Genomic DNA, 19,117 nt, shown 5'->3' on the forward strand with positions numbered 1-19,117 from the left:
TGCGAGGGGAAAGGCTGCTGGCCGGCGCCTTAGCGCAGGTAGAACTGGCGACGGAAGGCGAACATGTCGTCGAACAGGCAGTATTCCGGCGCGCCCAGCTCGACCACGGGCGACTTAGCGGCGACCTTGCCAGCCCAGCGCCCCCAGACGGCCTGGAAGGCGGCGACCTCGCCCTTGGTGAACCAGGCGATCGGATAGCCGAGCGAGACGTGGAACCTGTAGGCGTCGTGGTTGGGCGAGCGGATGGCCAGGCGTCGGGACAGGCGATCGCGCAGGTCGCGCAGCTTGGTCTCCTCGGCGGCGTCGACGGGCAGGAGCAGCAGGGTCAGGGGCTTCGCCGGATCCTGGACCTGGGTCAGGTCGACCTTCAGGCGCAGCGGCAGCGCGCAGTCCAGGTCGAACCCCTTCAACCGCTCGCCCAGCAGCCGGTCGCACTCGGCCATCGGCAGGTCGAGCGACAGGTCCGCCGGCCAGCTCGTCTTCAGGCGCGGCCGGTCGTTGGCCCCGCCGAAGAGGGTGACGTGATAGCTGGACGGCGGCAGCCATGCGACCTTGCGGGCGAACGGCAGGGTCTGGATCTCGCGATAGATGTCGAGCAGCGCGTCGAACGCCGCCGCCCGCTCGCCTTGCTGGTCCAGGTGGCAGACGACCGTATTGCCGGCGAACGGACAGGGCCGCCCGTCGGGATAGAACTTGCTGAAGACGTCCGGCGGATAGGCCGGGCGACCTTGCGCGATCGCCCTCGCCGCCGTTCCCACGACCGCCATGCCCGCCGCCGCTCGCAACAGCGTGCGACGGCCTTCCGAAACCAGGGGTTCCCGCCGCATCAGAAGTCCTTGCGCAGGTCGAAGCCGAAGTAGCGGCGGTCGTCGCGCGGCACGAACCGCACCACGCCGCTGCCGAAGGTCGACATCATCGACGAATAGTGGGTGTTGGCGATGTTTTTGGCCAGCACCGTGAAGCGCCAGTCCCCCGGCGCCGTCACGGTCACGCCGGCGTTCCAGATGCCGTAGGCGTCCTGCACCGTGTCGGGGGTCTGGTTGATGCTGTACTGCGTCTTGCTCTGCCAGCTGTACTCGGTCGTCAGCTCGACGGCGAAGGCGCCCTCCAGCGGCAGGCGGTAGTCAGCGCGGGCGTTCAGCTTCCAGTCCGGCGAGAACGGCAGCGGCTTGCCGTTGACCTGGCACGAGGCCGCGGTGCCGGTCGGGCATTTGAAGTCGTCGATGCGGGCGTGGATATAGGCCGCGGCTCCGGTCAGGGTCAGGCCCCGGACGGGCTTGGCCGCCAGATCGGCCTCGATCCCGCGCGTCGAGACCTTGCCGGCGTTGATCAGGCGGGTGACCGGCGAGCCGTTGTACACGTCGTAGAAATTGACCTGGTAGTTGGTGAAGTCGGTGACGAAGCCGGCCAGGTTGGCTTGCAGCCGACCGTCGAACAGCCGCGACTTCAGGCCCACCTCATAGGCGTCGTTGGTCTCGGGCTTCAGCACCCCGGTGTCCTGCGGCAGCATGCTGAAGGCGACGTTGTAGGCTGGGCCCTTGTAGCCGCGCGAATAGGTGGCGTAGGCCATGCTCGACCCCGTCAGATCGTATTGCGCGCCCAGACGGGCGGCATAGCCGTCCTTGTCGGTCGAGCCGGCGCTGGCGAAGCTGGTCTGGATGCCCGCGACCGGCGTCGGCGACGAGGAGACGCGCTGGAAGCGGTAGCTGAGTTCGTCGCGCACGCCGCGCAGGCCGGCGATCAGGCGCAGGCGGTCCGAGGCGTTGATCGTTGCCTCGCCGAACAGCGAGGTGTTGTTGTCGGTGACGCCGTAGTCGGCCAGGCCGTTGAACACCGCGCGGGCGGCGCCGGTCAGGGTGGTGGTCTCACGGCGATAGAGTTCGTCGTCGCTGGACCGCATGAAATAGGCCCCGACCACATATTCGATCAGGCCGCCCTTCGGCGAGGCCAGACGGATTTCCTGCGACAGCTGCTCGAAGCCGAGGTCGCCGCGATCGTGCTGCTGCGGAAAGCCGGCGATCACGCCCGGCAAACGGTCCTGGTCCTGGAACTGGATATTGTCCCAGCGGCGGAAGGCGGTGACGCTGGTCAGGGTGTGGCCGCCCAGGGTCCAATCGGCCTGCAGCGACAGGCCGCTGTTGAAGTCGCGGGCGTGGGTGTCGAGGTTGCTGTTGACCTGGCGGTTGTCGTCGCCGGGGACGACCGCCCCCAGGGCGGCGGCGAAGGCCGGGAAGTTGCTGACCACGCCGGTCGGATAGGCGGTCAGGAAGGTGCGCCGCACCACGCCGGTCGGGGCGGTGTCGCGCGAGGCCATGTAGTCGGCGACCAGCCGCAGGGTAAGGTCCTCGTTCGGCGTGTAGACCAGCTTGCCCCGCGCGCCTGTCCGCGCGTAACCGTTGACCGTCTCGCCGTTGAAGATGTTGGTGACGTTGCCGTCGTACTTGCCGGTGAAGAGGTTCAGCGATCCGGCCAGTTTGCCGGCCACGATCGGGCCCGAGATCCCGGCCTTGAACCGCCGCTCGTCGCCGCCCGTGCCGTAGAAGGCCTCACCGAAGGCGTGAAGCTCGTTGCCGGGGTCCTTGGTGACGATGTTGACCACGCCGCCCGAGGCGTTCTTGCCGAACAGCGTGCCCTGCGGCCCGCGCAGCACCTCGATGTGATCGACATCCAGCAGGTCCAGCGTCGCCTGGCCCTGCCGCGCCAGCACCACGCCATCGACCACGGTCGAGACGGTCGGCTCGACGCCGGGCGAGGTCGAGACGGTGCCGAGGCCCCGGATGAACAGCGCCTGATCCTTGTTCGAGGCCGCCGTGCGGAAGTTCAGGGTCGGCACGATCGTGGCGATGTCGCGCAGGGTGTTGAGGTTCGATCGCGCCAGCCGCTCGCCGTCAACGACGGTGACCGCCACCGGCACGTCCTGCAGCTTCTCCGGCCGGCGCGTGGCGGTGACGATGATCTCGGCGATCGCGCCATCCGCCTGAGCATGAGCTGCATCGATGGCGACGCTCGTCAGGGCGAGGGCGAGAGCGGCGGACGAACAAAGGCGGATGCGCAGTCGCATGACGAAATCCCCGAAGCGCCCGTGGCGCGGCTTAAATTCACTCGCCGCAGGTGCAATGCAACCTAGAACGAGCCTGTTCGATGCGCTATTGCACTTTTTATGCGTACATTATGTGACGAAGTACAGGACCAAGATCGAGAATCTCACTTTTCATGCGTGAGATGGATTGCGCCGTGATCGAGTCGCGCTATGGAGGGCCGCATGGACGCTCCCGCTTCGCCTTCGCGCCCTCCGGAACTGACCCGCAGCGAGCGCCGGCTGCTGGGCCTGCTGTTCCGTCGCGGCGGCGCGACCCAGGCGGCGTTGATCGAGGCGACCGAGCTGACCCAGCAGTCGGTCTCGCGCTTGGTGGGCGGCCTCACCGCCCAGGGCATGGTGGTGTTCGGCGAGAAGGCCAGCCTGGGCAAACGCAGCTATCCGTCCACCCTGATCCACTTGGCGCCGGACCACACCTACGGCCTGGGCTTAGCGGTGATGGCCGATGCGGTGGCGCTGGCGGCGGTCGACTTCGCCGGCAATGTCCGCTTCGAGCGCAAGATGCGGATGGGCGCCATGCCGGTGGCCAAGGTGCTGACCTGGACGGACGCCGCCCTCGCCGAAGCCGCCAATGCGCTGGGGCGACCGCTGGAGACCCTGGCGGGCCTGGGGATCAGCATCGCCGGCTCGTTCATCGGCGACGCGCCCGGCTTCAACACGCCCCACAGCCTGGAGGAATGGGCCGGCCTTGATGTCGCCGGGCTGTTTTCCGAACGCTACGCCCTACCCGCCTTCGCCGAGAACGACGGCAGCGCCGCCGCCATGGCCGAGGCGATGATCGGCGTGGGGCGCTGGGCCAGCAGCTTCGCCTACCTGTATCTCGGGGCCGGGGTCGGAGGCGGCGTCGTGCTGGACGGCAAGCTCTGGCGCGGTCGGTTCGGAAACGCGGGCGAATTCGCCGGCGGCCTGCCGGGGAACATCTATCCGTTCCCCAATCTGGAACTGCTACGCCTGATCGTCGCCCAGGGCGGCCAGCGGTTCGACACGGTCGACGAGTTGGTCGAGGCCTATGACCCCAGTTGGCCGGCCATCGACGAATGGATCGCGCGGGTGCGCGACTCCCTGTCGATCATCGCCTCGAACGCCACGGCGATCCTCGATCTGGAAGCGATCGTGATCGGCGGACGCACGCCGCCCGACCTGGCGCGCCGGATGATCGGGCACATCGAGCTGTTCGATCAGAAGCGGCGGCTGGTCCCACGTCCCACCGCACGGCTCGTCCCCAGCGAAACGCCGGGTGAAGCCGCTGCGATCGGCGCGGCCATGCTGCCGTTACGCGCGGCCTACTTCGCCTAGAACTCTTCCCACTCACCCGGACGATTGCTGGGCTGGACCTTCAGGGCGCTGCTGCCCTGGACGTAGCGCTGGCGGAAGCTCTCGCGGGTCGGAGCCGCCGCCGGACGCTGGGCCGAGACCGCAGGACGACGCTCGGCGCGGGCCGGCATCTCGTGGACCACCGCGCCGACCTGGAAGCGGCCGATCAGGCGTTCCAGCTCTGCAGCCTCGGTCGACAGCGCGTGGCTGGCGGCCGTCGATTGCTCGACCATGGCGGCGTTCTGCTGGGTGACCTGGTCCATCTGGTTCACGGCCTGGTTCACCTCGGCCAGGCCCACGGCCTGCTCCTTGGAGGACGAGGCGATCTCGCCGACCAGTTCGTTGATCTCGGCCACCTGGGTCAGGATCTGCTCCAGGGTCTCGCCGGTCTCGCCGACCAGGCGCACGCCCTTGCCGACCTCGGCGGTCGAGGCGCTGATCAGGCCCTTGATCTCCTTGGCCGCGTCGGCCGAGCGCTGGGCCAGCGCCCGCACTTCCTGAGCGACGACCGCGAAGCCACGGCCGGCTTCACCGGCGCGGGCGGCCTCGACGCCGGCATTGAGGGCCAGCAGGTTGGTCTGGAAGGCGATCTCGTCGATGACGCCGATGATCTGGGTGATCGACTGCGAGGACTTCTCGATGCCGCTCATGGCCACGACGGCTTCCTTGACCACGACACCGCTGCGTTCCGCGGCGGCTTTCGCGCTGATCGTGACTTGGCGCGCGCGTTCGGCGCCTTCCGAGCTGCGCTTCACCGTGGCGGTGATCTGGTCGAGGGCGGCGGCGGTCTGTTCCAAGCCAGCGGCTTGGCGTTCCGTCCGTTGAGAAAGATCATCGGCGGCCGTGCTGATCTCGGCGCAGCCGCTGCGGATGCTGCGGGCGGCGTTGAGGATGCCAGCCATGGTGGTCTGCAGGCTTTCGACGGCGGCGTTGAAGTCGCGCGGCATCTTCACCGCATCGCCCTGGAACTCGTCCTCGCGCATGCGCCAGATCAGGTCGCCGTCGACCAAGCGCTCCATGCCCTCGCCGAGGGTGTTGACGGCCTTGGCCTGGGCGGCGGCGAAGGCTTGCGCCTCCTGCTCGTGGCGCAGGCGGGCGGCCTCGGCGACGGCGCGCTCGGCCTCCTGCTCGCTGCGGCGGCGCTGGCCATCGGCCAGGTCGTGGCGGAAGCCGTCCAGGGCGCGGGCGATGGCGCCGATCTCGTCGCCGCCCTCGATGCCGGGGACGGATTCGTCGTAGCGGCCGGCCGACAGCTTATCGACCGAGCGCGTCAGGCCGGTCAGCGGCTTCTTGACCAGGGCGGCGCTGGCGAAGAACAGCGCGGCCAGCACGGCGGCGGTGATCACCAGGCCGCCGATGAACAGGATCTTGGCCAGGCGATCGGCGGGACCGGTGATGGCGGCCACCGGCACGTCCATGACCAGCGCCCAGGTGGTGTTGAGGGCCGGGATCGGCACGGGGCGGATGATGCGGGCCATCGGCACGCCGTCGGCGACCACGCCCTTGACCTCGACGGCCGCGCCGCCGGCCAGGACGCTCTTCACCTCGTCGGCGCCAACGTCGCTATAGGCCTGGGTGCGCTTGGCGGCGTCGGGATGGGCGATCCACTTGCCCGTCGGCGACAGCAGCATCACCCGACCACCGCCCAGAGGCTTCAGCTCGCCCAGGGTCTTGGAGACGCTGTCCAGCGCCATGTCCAGGCCCGCCGCGCCGATGAACTGGCCGTGCGAGAACACCGGATAGACGACCGAGGTCATCAGCACCGACTTGCCGGCGACGTCATAGGAGTAGGGCTCGACGACCGTCGACTTCCCCGTCTGCTTGGGCACGGAATAGTAGGGCTCGGCGTACTCGTTGCCCTGGTCCAGCGGCTGGAAGATCACCTTGCCGCCGTCGTGCACCCAGTACGGCGAGAAGTTGCCGGCCTTGTTCGAGCCCGAGGCGGTGTTGCCGGCGAACTCGGCGTCCTTGCCGTCGAAGGCGTTCGGCTCGGCCATGTACCAGCTGCCCAGCACCATCTCCGAGGACTCGGCGTTGGGCTTCAGCATCTGGACGACCGTGGCCCGGTCGCGCAGGCCGGCCTCGTGCGCCGCGCCGATCGACACGGCCATCGCCCGCACGGTCGACTGCACCTTGCCCACATCGGCCTGGACGCTCTGGATCGCGTCGTCGGCGACCGCGCCGGCGTAGCGGTTGGTGAGACCCGAAACGATCGCGCTGGTGTGCGACGACACCGCCACCGCCGCGGCGATGAGCAGGAAGCCGATCGCCAGACCCGCCACCAGGATCAATTTCCAGGCGATGGTCAACCGACGGAACGCTGTCATTTCAAAGGTCTCCGGCCCTGAGCATGGCTGTTAACCATCTCATCGCGGCCGAATCCTAAAGCCCGCGTTAACTAGGCCATAGGCGCGCGGAACTGCGACAATCCGCGCGCCGAATGCAGTTACCCTAGCGCGAGAAGCGGGCCTTTACTGGCGCATAGGTATCCCAGACCTGCCCGTCGCTAACCGAGCGCAGCAGCTTGACGTACTCGGCGTGGCTCCAGGCCAGGGGCGTGGCGCTGTCGGTGCCCTCGCCTCGGGCATAGTCGTGAGCGCTCTTCGTCCCGACGCCGTCCCAGACCTGTTCGGGGATCAGCAGGCCCTCGTTGGCGAACAGCTCCATGGCGCGGACATAGGTGTCGCGGATTTTCTTGACCGCCGCCGTGTCGGGCTTGCCCGACAGGCCGGCCAGGGCCAGCTCATAGTGACCGCGCTCGCCGGTGAAGATCGGCCACACGCGGCCGCGCTGGCCCGGACGCATCTGGCCGTCGGCCCCGTAGTTGGCGCCGGTCTTGGTATCCTCGCCATAGCCGTCGACGCCGTAGCGGCGGTAGCCCGGGAAGGTCCCCTCGACGCCCGGGAAGGTGAAGTCGTAACGGACGCGGTAGAGGTCTTCCATCGCCTGGTCATCGATCTTGGGCAGGCTGGCGACGATGGCCGGATCGTCGGCGCGACGTACGCCGTAGCGGACCAGCTCCAGGAAGCCGGCGTCCAGCATCTTGTCTTCGGGCACGGCGGCCTGGCCGTTGCGCTCCTCGACCGGGCTCTTGTTGTCGGCGTCCTGGTCGCTGTTGAGGCGCAGGTAGTAGTGGCCGTCGCCGAGGGAGCCCTTGGTCGTGACCATGCGGGCCTCGACCTTGGACGAATAGTCGTCGGCGGTCTTGCGGTAGGTTTCGGCCGAGGTCTTGTCGCCCGCGGCCTCGGCGATGTCGCCCGCCACGACCAGGCCCGCGATCACGGCGGCGGTCGTCGAGGGCGAATAGCCGCCCTGCTCTTCCCAGCGCTCCTGTTGGGTGAACGGCGGGGTGATCGTCGAGTGGTTCCAGCCCAGATCAACCTTGCCGCCCTTGACCAGGAAGTCGGCCGCCGGCTTCAGCATCTTGCCGTAGAAGGTCTTGAGGTCGGCGTCGGACAGCCAGCCCAGCTTCCACAGCTTCCAGCCCAGCATGATCGGCATGGCCGTCTGATCCAGCTGGACGCCGACCCATTCGGGCGTGCCATCCACGTGCGACTTCTGCAGGAACCAGCCGCCATCGCCCTTGTTGCCGGGCGTCTTGGCGCCGACCTGCACCGTCGGCAGATAGTGGAACGCCGCCAGGGGCGTCTCCTTGTCGCCCAGCGCCGCCAGGGCCATGGCGCACTGGTAGAAGTCGCGCGGCCAGACGGCCTTGTAGCCAGTCGAGGATTGGGTGGCGTCCACCGTGTCGCCCCACGGGTTCGACAGCGAAGCGATCAGGGCGCCGGCGTGGGAGCGGTCCTCCTGGACCTTCAGCATCAGGGCCGAGGCCTGGACCAGCTTGCCGCCGTCCTCCGAGGCGTCACGCAGGCGCGGCAGCTCGGTCAGCGAGGCCAGATAGTCTTCCCAGCCGACCCGCGCGCCTTCGCCGTTGAAACGGGCCAGCACCTCGGTATAGCCGGTCTTCAGCGTGGCGGCGGCCGAGGCGTCGGCGGCCTTGGCGTCCGGGCCGAAGCCGACGGCGAAGTCGAAGGTCGCTTCCTTGGCCACGGCCGGCAGCTGGCCGGTCAGGACGATCGCCCCCTTGGCCGAGGTGGTGGTCGCCTTCAGACCCAGCAGCGCGTCGTTGTCCTTCAGCACGCTGGCCGAGGCCTTGGCAAAGGGCTTGGTCCCTTTCAGGCTGAGGAAGGCCTTGCCCTCGTAGGCGGTCAGGGCCGCAGCCGAGGCCGCGCCCGTATCGCCGCCGCCGGTGTTGGCCATGTGCGGCTCCAGCACCAGGGTCGGGGTCACCGGCCCCTTCAGCGCCTTGACCGTCACGCGCACGAACAGACTGTTGCGGTCGGGATCGGTGAAGATCCGCTTCTCGATGACGAAGCGGCCCTGCTTGTCGGTGGTGGTGATCTTGTAGGCCGGCGACAGCGGACGGCCGGCGGCGTCGACGTGCAGGTATTCGGTCTTGGAAGTCGTATCCGCGCCCTCGACCGCCAGGCCAGTGGCGGTCTGGACGGCGATGCGCATCTGCTTGATCTGGGCTTCGTGGATCAGGCCGTACATGGTCTCGGTCAGCACGCCGTCGGCGATCGAGAACCAGACCTTCGACACCGCCCCGGTCTTGCCGCCGGCCTTGTAGGCGCCGTCGACATAGGCCTCGTACGACGCGCCGACCCCGGTTTTGGCCGAATAGGCCCAGGTGGTCGGGGCGGCTTGCGCGGCGCCGGCGGTGAAGACGGCGGCCGAGGCCAGGGCGAGCAGTTTCAGGGTTCGCATGGCGAGGACCTCGTCAGGCTTGAAGGGAAGAAGGAGTGCGGTCCTGGACCATGAAGGTCGCGGCGGCGGCGATCGCGAAGGACGCCGCGCCCAGGACGAGGGCGTAGATCGCCTGGCCGCCGAAGAAGCTCTTCAGCAGCAGGCCCAGCACCGTCGCCGCCAGCAGCTGCGGGATGACGATGAAGAAATTGAAGATGCCCATATAGACGCCCATCTTCCGCGCCGGCAGGGCTCCGGCCAGGATCGAATAAGGGGCCGACAGGATCGAGCTCCAGGCGAAGCCGACGCCGATCATGCCGATCCACAGCATCCCCGGCTCGCGGATCAGCAGGAAGGACAGCAGACCGAGCGCGCCGAGCAAAAGGCAGACGGCGTGGCTGACGCGGCGGCTGGTCGCCTGGACCAGGAACGGGATCAGCAGCGCCGCCAGGGCCGCGACGCCATTGTAGATGGCGAACAGCACGCCCACCCAGTCGGCGCCGTCGTTGAAGGCTTTCGAGGTCGCATCGGCGGCGTGGAAGTGGACCGCGGCCACGGCGGGCGTCGTGTAAATCCACATGGCGAACAGGCCGAACCACGAGAAGAACTGCACCACCGCCAGCTGGCGCATGGTCCTGGGCATCCGGAAGAAGTCCTCCAGCACCTCGGAGAAGCCGTTGCGGGTCTTGCCCATGCGCTTCAGGCGCACGCCGACGACGCCCATGACGCCGAACACGGCCAGCAGGCCGGCCAGGACGTAGAGCTCCTTCTCCAGCTTGGCGCCCCAGACGATCAGGGCCAGGGCCAGCCCGCCGAGCAGGCCGCCCAGGGCCAGGCCGATATAGGCGTTGACCGAGGGCTCGGGGTTCTCGTGGACGCCGTGGTCGAACTCGGCGGTCTCGAAGGCTTCCAGCTGTTCGGGGCTGTATTCCTTGGTCGTGAAGACGGTCCACATCACCGCCAGCAACAAGCCCGCGCCGCCGGCGTAGAAGGCGATCCGCACCGCGTCGGGGATCTGGCCGACCGGAGCGGTGTTGCTCACATGGAACCAGTTGGTCAGCATCCACGGCAGGGCCGAGGCCAGCACCGCGCCCAGGCCGATGAAGAAGCTCTGCATGGCGTAGCCGGTGGCCCGCTGCTCGTCGGGCAGGTTGTCGCCGACGAAGGCCCGGAACGGCTCCATGGTGATGTTGATCGAGGCGTCCATCAGCCACAGCGCCCCCGCCGCCACCCAAAGCGCCGGGGCGTTGGGCATGACGAACAGGGCCAGGGTGGTGAGGATCGCGCCCCAGAAGAAGTACGGCCGGCGACGGCCCAGGCGCCCCCAGGTCTTGTCGGACAGGTGGCCGATGATCGGCTGGACCAGCAGCCCCGTGGCCGGCGCGGCGATCCACAGGATCGCCAGGTGGTTCACATCGACGCCCAGGGTCTGGAAGATGCGGCTGGTGTTGGCGTTCTGCAGGCCGAAACCGATCTGGATTCCGAAGAAGCCAAAGCACATGTTCCAGATCTGCAGGAAGTTCAGCCTCTGCCTGGCCATCGATCCTCCGCCCCGCTCCGACCGCCGGTTGCCTCCGACTGGTTCGCAAGTTTTTTCATAAACTGCCGTGGCGGGGATTTGCGCATGCACCGCGAGGAAGCGCAACGATAAATCCAGACTTTCTTGAGGTTAGCGCCTAGTCCGCCGCGCCTGTCGCCGTCGCAAAATAGCAAAGCTTGCGGATTGGTTTGCAAGAGTTTTCACGCCGATTTTCAACCCGATCAGCTTGCAAACCCAATCGAACGGCGCCTTATGGGCCTCTGAAAAAGTTTGCAGAAATCTTTGCAACAAGAACAGTCGGACAGGGACGGGCGTAAGGTGAGCAAGGGGGCGACGCGACTGGAGGACCTGGCCAAGCTGGCGGGGGTCTCGATCTCGACCGCGTCGCGGGCCCTCAACGACAGCCCGGCCGTCAACAAGCGCACCAAGCAGCTGATCTGGAAGCTGGCGCGCGAGATGGACTACCCCTTCCGCCGCTACATGCCCGCCGGCCCGATCGGGGCCGAGGCGACGATCGCCATCGTCACTCCGCGTCCGCAAGGCCGCGCCAGCAGCATGTCGGACCCGTTCTTCCTGGAGCTGCTGGCCGGCGTCGGCGAAGCGGCTCGCGAGCGCGGCTGCGACGTCATCCTCAGCCACATCGCCCCGACCAACTACGAAGACCTGTCCTCGGCTATGACCACCAGCCGGGCCGAGGGCGTGATCTTCCTGGGCCAAAGCTCACTGCACGCGGCCTTCAACCGCCTGGCCGAGACCGAGAACCGCTTCGTGGTCTGGGGCGCCCAGCTGCCGGACCAGAACTACTGCTCGGTCGGCTCGGACAACGTCATGGGCGGTCGCCGCGCCACGCTCCACCTGCAGCGCCTGGGCCGCAAGCGCATCGTCTTCCTGGGCGACACCGAGGCGCCCGAGGCGATGCAGCGCCATCGCGGCTATCTCGACGCCCTGGAGCACGCCAAGCTGGGCGTCGATCCGGAACTGATCGTGCCAGCCCACTTCGAGGTCGAGTCGGCGGAAGCCGCCCTCGACAGCCTGATCCACCACGGCGTGAAGTTCGACGGCGTGGTCGCCGCCTCCGACCTGATCGCGCTAGGCGCCATCCGCGCGCTGAAGCACGCGGGCCTGTCGGTCCCGGACGACGTCTCGGTCATGGGCTTCGACAACGTCCCCTTCAGCCGCTACGCCAGCCCGGCGCTCAGCACCATCGCCCAGGACACCAACAAGGCCGGCCGGCTGATGGTGTCGAAGCTGCTCGACAGCGGCGAGCGGGCCAGCCGGTCGGAACGCGTGCCGACCGATCTGATCATCCGGGAAAGCTGCGGCGGGTGAAGCAGGAGCACTCGCCGTCGATGATCTGGGCCGCCAGCATCCTGCTGGTCTGGATCCTCGTCGCGACCGTGCTGAATCAACCGATCTGGGACCAGCAGCATTCGCGAGACCTGGTCGCCTTCGGGGCCATCAAGGGCGCGGATTTCTCGGCGGCCGAGGCCTGGCGGCTGCTCGCCTCGCAGTGGCTGCACGTAAAGCCGCAGCACATGCTGCTGAACGCCTTCATCATCGGCGGCGTCGGCCTGGCGGCCGAGAAGCGCCTGGGCCGCGCCCTGCCCGTGATCATCGGCCTGGCCGGCGGCGTGGCGGGACAGCTGACGAGCGTGCTGACCGAGCCGCAGGCCTTCATCTCCGGCGCGTCGCAAGCCTATCTGGCGCTGTGCGGCCTGGTCATCGTCACCAAGGACGTCGACCGCGCCGGCCGCTGGCTGGCCTGGATCGGCCTGGCCATCGCCATCGCCCTGGACCTCTTCGTCAGCGGCCACGGCATGGTGAAGCCCGGTCACCTGGCGGGCTTGGTGGCGGGCTTGACGGCCGGCGGCTTTCTGCGTCGAAGAGCTTAAGCCCGCCGCGCGATCAGCCCCGCGCAGGGCGGCATCTCACCTTCGCCGCCCAGGTTGACGCCATCGACCAGCGCCCAGCCTTCCGGCAGCGACCAGGTCGCCGTCTCGAAGCCCAGGTTGAAGGCCAGCAGCACCGCGTCCGCCCCCTCCCCGCGCTGGAAGATCAGCAGCGGGCTGTTGGTCTCGACGAAGCTGATCGCGCCGGTGCGCAGGGCGGCGAAGGCCTTGCGCAGGGCGATCAGGCGGCGGGCGACGTGCAGGGTCGAGGTCGGGTCGGCTTCCTGGGCATCCACCGCCAGCGGCAGGTGTTCGGGATCGACCGGCAGCCAAGGCTCGACACCGGAGAAGCCGGCATTCACCGCGCCCGACACCCACGGCATCGGCGTGCGGGCGCCGTCGCGGCCCAGGGTCTGGGGCCAGTTGGCGACGGCCTCGGGGTCCTGCAGGCGTTCGAACGGGACATTGGCCTGAGGCAGGCCCAGCTCCTCGCCCTGATAGACGAAGACATTGCCCCGCAGGCCCATCAACAGCAGCAGGCACATCTCGGCGAAGGCCTTGCGGTCGCGGCCCTCGGCCCAGCGCGACACCGAGCGCGGGGCGTCGTGGTTGGAGAAGGTCCAGGACGGCCAGCCCTCGCCCGCCTCGCCCGGCCACATGGCCGCGCCGCGCGGGATCATCTCGCCGACCAGCTTGTCGGCATAGAGATAGAGGAAGCCGTAGGCGCTGTTCAGGCGGTCCTCGCCGGCCGTGAACAGCTTCATCTCGCGATCGGCATGGTCGCCGCCAACCTCGGCCACCGAGAAACGGCCGCCGGCCGCATCCGTCAGCGCCCGCAGGCGGCTGAGGAACTTCGGGATGTCGGCGTGGCTCTGGTTGTTGATCTTGTCCTGGAAGTCGAACGGCCGCGTACGCTTGCCGCCCGGCGGCAGCGGCGGGTTATCCGTGAACTTCGGGTCGTGCATCGAGAAGTTGATGGCGTCGAAACGGAAGCCGTCCACGCCCTTGTCGACCCAGAACTGGGTGACGGCCAGCAAGGCCTCCTGCACCGCCGGATTGTGCAGGTTCAGCTGCGGCTGGCTACTGAGGAAGTTGTGCATGTAGTACTGGCCGCGACGGGCGTCCCAGGTCCAGGCCGGGCCACCGAACACCGATTGCCAGTTGCTGGGCGGGCTGCCGTCGATCTTGGCGTCGGCCCAGACGAACCAGTCGGCCTTGGCGTTGTCGTGGCTTTGGCGGCTTTCCGTGAACCAGGGGTGCTCGTCCGAGGTGTGCGAGAACACCAGATCGATGATGATCTTCAGGTCCAGGTCGTGGGCCTTGGCGATCATCACGTCGAAGTCGGCGATCGTCCCGAAGATCGGATCCACGTCGCGATAGTCCGAGACGTCGTAGCCGAAGTCCTTCATCGGCGAGGTGAAGAACGGCGACAGCCACACGCCATCCACGCCCAGCGAGGCGATGTGATCCAGATGCGCCGTGACCCCCGGCAGGTCGCCGACGCCGTCGCCGTTCGAGTCGGCGAAGCTGCGCGGATAGACCTGATAGATGACCGCGCCGCGCCACCATTCGGCGTTCATCGACGTCTCCGCATCGGGGCGAACCAGAACCTGCACTGTCACTATCGTCCCTCGGAAACGCAAATCATGTAGTCGAGCGGCTTCAGCTCGATCGAATAGCTGCCCGGCGCGGCGACGGCCCCGGCGCATTCGCCGTGTAGCGCCCGCCAGGCGACGGAAGATGTCTCGACCGGAATATTGGCCTTCAGCGGCTGGTCGCCGGTATTGAAGACAGCCAGCACCTCGGTCTTGCCCAGAAGACGCGAGAAGGCCAGCAGGCCCGGCTTGTCGGAGGCGACGCGGATCACCTGGCGGCCGTCGCGCAGGGCCGGCGTGGCGATGCGGATCTTCGAGAGCTTGGCGATCCTGCCGTAGAGTACGCCGTCGGTCTTGAAAGCCGACATCGGTCCCTTGGCGCCCGAGCCGACCAAGCGGTTGTCGTTGTAGCTGGCGACCTGGCTAGGGAACATGTCTTCCCGCGCTTCGGAATAGTCACCATCGCCGGTGAAGCCCTGCTCGTCGCCGTAATAGACCGTCGGCACGCCACGCGCGGTCAGCATCAGGGCGTTGGCCAGGGTGACGCGGGCCAGCAGCTCATCGTCGCCGATCGCCGGCCTGTCCTTGATCGCAAACCAGCCGATGCGGCCCATGTCGTGATTGCCCAGGAACGTCGGCAGCTGGCGTGCGGTCGCCTCGCCGCCTTCGTAGACCGGATCGGCGGCAAAGACGCGGGCAAGGCGATCGGTTCCGGTGCGGCCCAAGGCGACATCGGTCGCCGCCGACTGGAAGGCGAAGTCCAGCACCGCCGGCAGCTTGTCGACCTTGGTGTGGCTGGCCAGGATCGCCGGATCGGGATCGAACACCTCGCCGAAGATGTGGAAGTTCGGGATGCCCTTGGCCCTGGCGCGCGCCAGCATGGCCGGGACGAAGGCCTGCCAGAACTGCGGGTTCACATGGCGGGCGGTGTCGATGCGGAAGCCGTCAATGCCGAAGTCGTCGATCCACTGGCCGTAGACCTCAATGAAGCCCTCCAACACGCGCGGGTTCTCGGTGAACACGTCGTCCAGGGTGGCGAAGTCGCCCAGCAGAGAGCTCTCGCCCGCGAAAGTGCTGTCACCCCGGTTGTGATAGTAGATCGGGTCGTTCAGCCAATCCGGCTTCTTGGCATGCTCCTGCCCGGCCGGGACGTAGGGCGTGTAGGCCCAGGTCGGCGTCTTGAGCTTGCCGAAGTCCTTGCCGTCGAAACCGTCGTTGATCGGTGCGCCGGTCACGCCGCCCCGGCGGACATACGGATAGTCGGCGACGCCGCGATAGGCGCAGCGACCGTCGGGGCATTCCTTGTACTGGATGACGTCGGCCGTGTGGTTCACGACGATGTCCATATAGACCTTCAGGCCCTTGGCATGGGCCGCGTCGACCAGGGCCTTGAAGTCGGCCTTGGTCCCCAGATGCGGATCGACATCGGTGAAGTCGGTGATCCAGTAGCCATGGTGCGCGGCCGACTCGTGGCCGGGCGGGCCCTGCACCGCGCGGTTCTTGAAGATCGGCGCCAGCCACACCGCGCTCGCGCCCAGGCCCTGGATGTAGTCCAGCCGCCGGGTCACGCCCTTCAGGTCGCCGCCGTGATAGAAGCCGGCCCGCGCCGGGTCGAAGCCATCGACCAGCGGACCCAGAGCGGGGCCGCCGTGGTCATTGGTCGCGTCGCCATTCTCGAAACGATCGGGCAGGACGAAATAGATCACTTCGTCCTGGGGTTTGCGCAGGCGGTAGGAGTCGGGAGCGGCATGCGCGGCCGAGGCCAGCGCGCTTGCGGCCGTGACGGCCAGCAGCGTTCGTCGCCAAGGCGTCCACGCCGACATCGCTCCCTCCCCTCGCCGGTGGCTCGCAACCGCCACTGCAATTATTTGCAAGAATTTGCAGAAGCGATGCGAGACTGTCAATCCATTCGATGGATAGGTTTTGCAGGGATTTTTCAGCCAATCACCCAACGGAAGTGGCACAAAGAAGCCACACAGCGCCGTATTCCGGTAGGCCCACAGCCTACGCAATGTCGGATTTGCGATTTTTTGGGTTGATTACACGCCGGTAATTTGCGGTAGTTTGCATCAACGGCCCGATCGCATGTTTGCAAGAGCGCAGAGCCGGACAGGGAGGGAGCATTCCATGAACACCCAATTTTCGCGTCGTCGTGCGTGGCTGATGGCCGGTAGCGCCACCGGCCTGGCGCTGGCGTTCGCCGTGGCCGGCTCGGCCCAGGCCCAGACCGCCGCCACACCCGCCGCCCAAGACAATAGCCAGGTCGAGGAAGTCGTCGTGACCGGCATCCGTCGCGGCATCGAAGGCGCCATCTCGCTGAAGAAGAGCTCGACCTCGATCGTCGAAGCCGTCTCGGCCGAGGACATCGGCAAGCTGCCGGACGTGTCGATCGCCGAGTCGATCGCCCGCCTGCCCGGCCTGACCGCCCAACGCCTGGACGGCCGCGGCCAGGTCATCTCGGTCCGGGGCCTGGCGCCGGACTTCACCTCCGCCCTGCTGAACGGCCGCGAGCAGGTCTCGACCGGCGACAACCGGGGCGTCGAGTTCGACCAGTATCCGTCGGAACTGCTGAGCGCCGTGGTGGTCTACAAGACCCCGGACGCCGGCCTGATCGGCCAGGGCCTGGCCGGCACCGTCGACATGCGCACGGTTCGCCCGCTGGCCTATGGCAAGCGCGCCCTGGCCGTCGGCGCCCGCTACGAGTGGAACGACATCGGCGCCCTGAACGCCGGCACCAAGGCTCACGGCAACCGCCTGTCGATCTCGTACATCGACCAGTTCATGGACGGTAAGCTGGGCCTGGCGCTGGGCTACGCCCACATGGAGTCGCCCTATCAGGCCGAGCGCTGGAACTCGTGGGGCTATCCCACCGACGCCTCGGGCAACCTGGTGATCGGCGGCGCCAAGCCGTACGTGCAGTCCAGCATGCTGAAGCGCGACGGCCTCATCGGCGTCCTGGAATTCAAGCCGACCGACAACTTCAGCTCCTCGCTGGACGTCTTCTATTCGAAGTTCAAGAACCATCAGATCCAGCGCGGCATCGAACTGCCGCTGGTCTGGGGCGGCGTGCCGCTGACGGGCGCCCAGGCCTCGGGCGGCTTCGTCAACAGCGGCGCCTTCAACGGCGTCAAGGGCATCGTCCGCAACGACGGCAACGACCGCGACGCGACCATCAAGTCGGTCGGCTGGAACAACAAGTTCGAGGCCGGCGACGACTGGACGCTGGTCAGCGACCTGTCGTGGTCGAAGGTCGACCGCACCGACCAGGTCGTGGAGTCCTATTCGGGCACCGGCCGCTCAGGCGTGGGCGCCACCGACAACATGACGTTCTCGATGAACGACGATGGCGTGGCGATCTTCAAGTCGACCCTGAACTACGCCGACCCGAACGTGATCAAGCTGACCAGCCCGCAAGGCTGGGGCGGCGACATCATCGCCGGCGGCCAGGACGGCTACCTGAACCAGCCGCACATCCAGGACGAACTGAAGGCGGTCCGCCTGTCGGCCAACAAGGCCCTGGACGACGGCCTGTCCAGCTTCGAGATCGGCTTCAACTACAGCGAACGCTCCAAGGGCCTCGTCAACGACGAATGGTTCCTGCGCGTGAAGGGCTCGCCGGCCAGTGTCGCGATCCCGCAATCGGCCATCGTCGGCACCACCTCCTTGGCCTTCATCGGCATCGCCGGCATGGTCAGCTACGACCCGTTCGCCCTGATCAAGAACGGCACGTACGATCTGGTCCGCAACCCGAACGCCGACGTGCTGGTCAAGAGCTGGGACGTCGAGGAAAAGGTCACGCTGGGCTATGTGAAGGCCAATATCGACGCGGCCGTCGGCCCCGTGCCGGTCACCGGCAACTTCGGCTTCCAGATCGTCCACACCGACCAGAGCTCGACCGCCCTGGGCGCCTCGGGCACCGGCACGGGCGTCACCCGCACCAATCTTGCGGGCGGCAAGACCTACACCGACTTCCTGCCCAGCATGAACCTGCAGTTCCACCTGCCGGCCGAGCAGACCCTGCGCTTCGCCGTCGCCCGCACCCTGGCCCGTCCGCGGATGGACCAGATGCGCGCGTCCAAGACCTTCAGCTACGATGCGTCCAAGGCCAACAACACCGACATCAACTTCTCGCCGTGGAGCGGCACGGGCGGCAACCCCGAGCTGGAGCCCTGGCGCGCCGACGCCTATGACGTCTCGTACGAGAAGTATTTCGGCCGTCAGGCCTATGTCTCGCTGGCCGCGTTCTACAAGGACCTGAAGACCTACGTTTACGACCAGAGCGTCGTGTTCGACTTCACGGGCTTCCCGACCGGCGGCGGCACCCCGGCCACCCGTCAGGGCCTGGTCACCACGCCGCAGAACGGCAAGGGCGGCAAGCTGAAGGGCGTCGAATTCGCCGCCTCGATCCCGGGCTCGCTGTTCACCGACTGGCTGGACGGCTTCGGCGCCACCTTCAGCGCCTCGTACACCGACAGCTCGATCCACCCGAACCCGGCCGACCTCAGCACCCCGATCCCGGGCCTGTCGAAGAAGGTCGCCAACCTGACCGTCTACTACGAGAAGAACGGCTTCTCGTTCCGCGTCAGCGACCGCTATCGCTCCAAGTTCCTGGGCGAGGTCACCGGTTTCGGCAACGGCCGCAACTACCGGATGGTCAAGGGCGAGTCCGTCGTCGACAGCCAGATCGGCTACACCTTCAGCGACGGCCCGATGGACGGCCTGTCGGTCCTGGCCCAGGTCAACAACCTGACCAACGAGCCCTTCGTCACCTACCAGAACAACGACCCGCGTCAGGTCATCGACTACCAGAACTACGGTCGCACCTTCCTCGTCGGCCTGAACTACAAGTTCTAAGCCAAAACCTTCTTCCCCAAAGAAGCCTCAAGACCCCTGTCGGCCCTGCCCGGCAGGGGTTCTTTTTTGCCTCGAGCCTCAC

10 protein-coding genes and 1 pseudogene are annotated in these 19,117 nt (G+C 67.4%); 4 read left to right on the top strand and 7 right to left on the bottom strand.

The window, feature by feature from the left end; genetic code table 11:
- Positions 1–29 precede the first annotated feature (29 nt).
- Together AC07YH_RS06795 and AC07YH_RS06800 are read right to left on the bottom strand one after the other, a co-directional pair.
- Positions 30–827: a DUF1868 domain-containing protein gene (locus AC07YH_RS06795; RefSeq protein WP_494746233.1), complete on the bottom strand. Its 798-nt coding sequence runs from the start codon at positions 825–827 to the stop codon at positions 30–32.
- On the bottom strand, positions 827–3,061 hold the full coding sequence (locus AC07YH_RS06800; protein ID WP_494746234.1) for a TonB-dependent receptor: 2,235 nt from the start codon (positions 3,059–3,061) through the stop codon (positions 827–829). The genes AC07YH_RS06795 and AC07YH_RS06800 overlap by 1 nt, the downstream gene beginning before the upstream one ends.
- Positions 3,062–3,262: 201 nt before the next feature.
- Here AC07YH_RS06800 and AC07YH_RS06805 point away from each other — a divergent pair, with 201 nt between their 5' ends.
- Positions 3,263–4,393 carry an ROK family transcriptional regulator gene (locus AC07YH_RS06805; RefSeq protein ID WP_494746235.1) on the top strand — a complete coding sequence of 377 codons (1,131 nt, stop codon included), beginning with the start codon at positions 3,263–3,265 and terminating at the stop codon, positions 4,391–4,393.
- Here AC07YH_RS06805 and AC07YH_RS06810 read toward each other — a convergent pair.
- From AC07YH_RS06810 to AC07YH_RS06820, 3 genes are all read right to left on the bottom strand, one after another.
- Complete coding sequence (locus AC07YH_RS06810) at positions 4,390–6,738, bottom strand: methyl-accepting chemotaxis protein (protein ID WP_494746236.1); 2,349 nt, start codon at positions 6,736–6,738, stop codon at positions 4,390–4,392. The two genes, AC07YH_RS06805 and AC07YH_RS06810, sit on opposite strands and share 4 nt — an antisense overlap.
- A 124-nt stretch (positions 6,739–6,862) precedes the next feature.
- Complete coding sequence (locus AC07YH_RS06815) at positions 6,863–9,178, bottom strand: glucan 1,4-alpha-glucosidase (RefSeq protein ID WP_494746237.1); 2,316 nt, start codon at positions 9,176–9,178, stop codon at positions 6,863–6,865.
- A gap of 13 nt (positions 9,179–9,191) precedes the next feature.
- Positions 9,192–10,697 carry an MFS transporter gene (locus AC07YH_RS06820; protein ID WP_494746238.1) on the bottom strand — a complete coding sequence of 502 codons (1,506 nt, stop codon included), beginning with the start codon at positions 10,695–10,697 and terminating at the stop codon, positions 9,192–9,194.
- Between the two features lie 226 nt (positions 10,698–10,923).
- Between AC07YH_RS06820 and AC07YH_RS06825 the strand changes: the two are divergent.
- A pseudogene (locus tag AC07YH_RS06825) lies at positions 10,924–12,026 on the top strand (LacI family DNA-binding transcriptional regulator).
- 20 nt (positions 12,027–12,046) lie between these two features.
- Positions 12,047–12,589 carry a rhomboid family intramembrane serine protease gene (locus AC07YH_RS06830; protein ID WP_494746239.1) on the top strand — a complete coding sequence of 181 codons (543 nt, stop codon included), beginning with the start codon at positions 12,047–12,049 and terminating at the stop codon, positions 12,587–12,589.
- Here AC07YH_RS06830 and AC07YH_RS06835 read toward each other — a convergent pair.
- Together AC07YH_RS06835 and AC07YH_RS06840 are read right to left on the bottom strand one after the other, a co-directional pair.
- The gene (locus tag AC07YH_RS06835; RefSeq protein WP_494746240.1) at positions 12,586–14,229 is read right to left on the bottom strand and encodes an alpha-glucosidase; all 1,644 of its coding nucleotides are present in this window, start codon (positions 14,227–14,229) and stop codon (positions 12,586–12,588) included. The two genes, AC07YH_RS06830 and AC07YH_RS06835, sit on opposite strands and share 4 nt — an antisense overlap.
- Entirely contained in the window at positions 14,208–16,004 is a 1,797-nt protein-coding gene (locus AC07YH_RS06840) for an alpha-amylase family glycosyl hydrolase (protein ID WP_494746241.1), read from the bottom strand. The genes AC07YH_RS06835 and AC07YH_RS06840 overlap by 22 nt, the downstream gene beginning before the upstream one ends.
- Positions 16,005–16,308: 304 nt before the next feature.
- On the opposite strand from AC07YH_RS06840, the gene AC07YH_RS06845 reads away from it, so the two are divergent.
- On the top strand, positions 16,309–19,035 hold the full coding sequence (locus AC07YH_RS06845; protein WP_494746242.1) for a TonB-dependent receptor: 2,727 nt from the start codon (positions 16,309–16,311) through the stop codon (positions 19,033–19,035).
- The last annotated feature ends 82 nt before the right edge of the window (positions 19,036–19,117 follow it).

This window comes from Caulobacter sp. GW456-12-1-14-TSB4 (genome assembly GCF_059424195.1).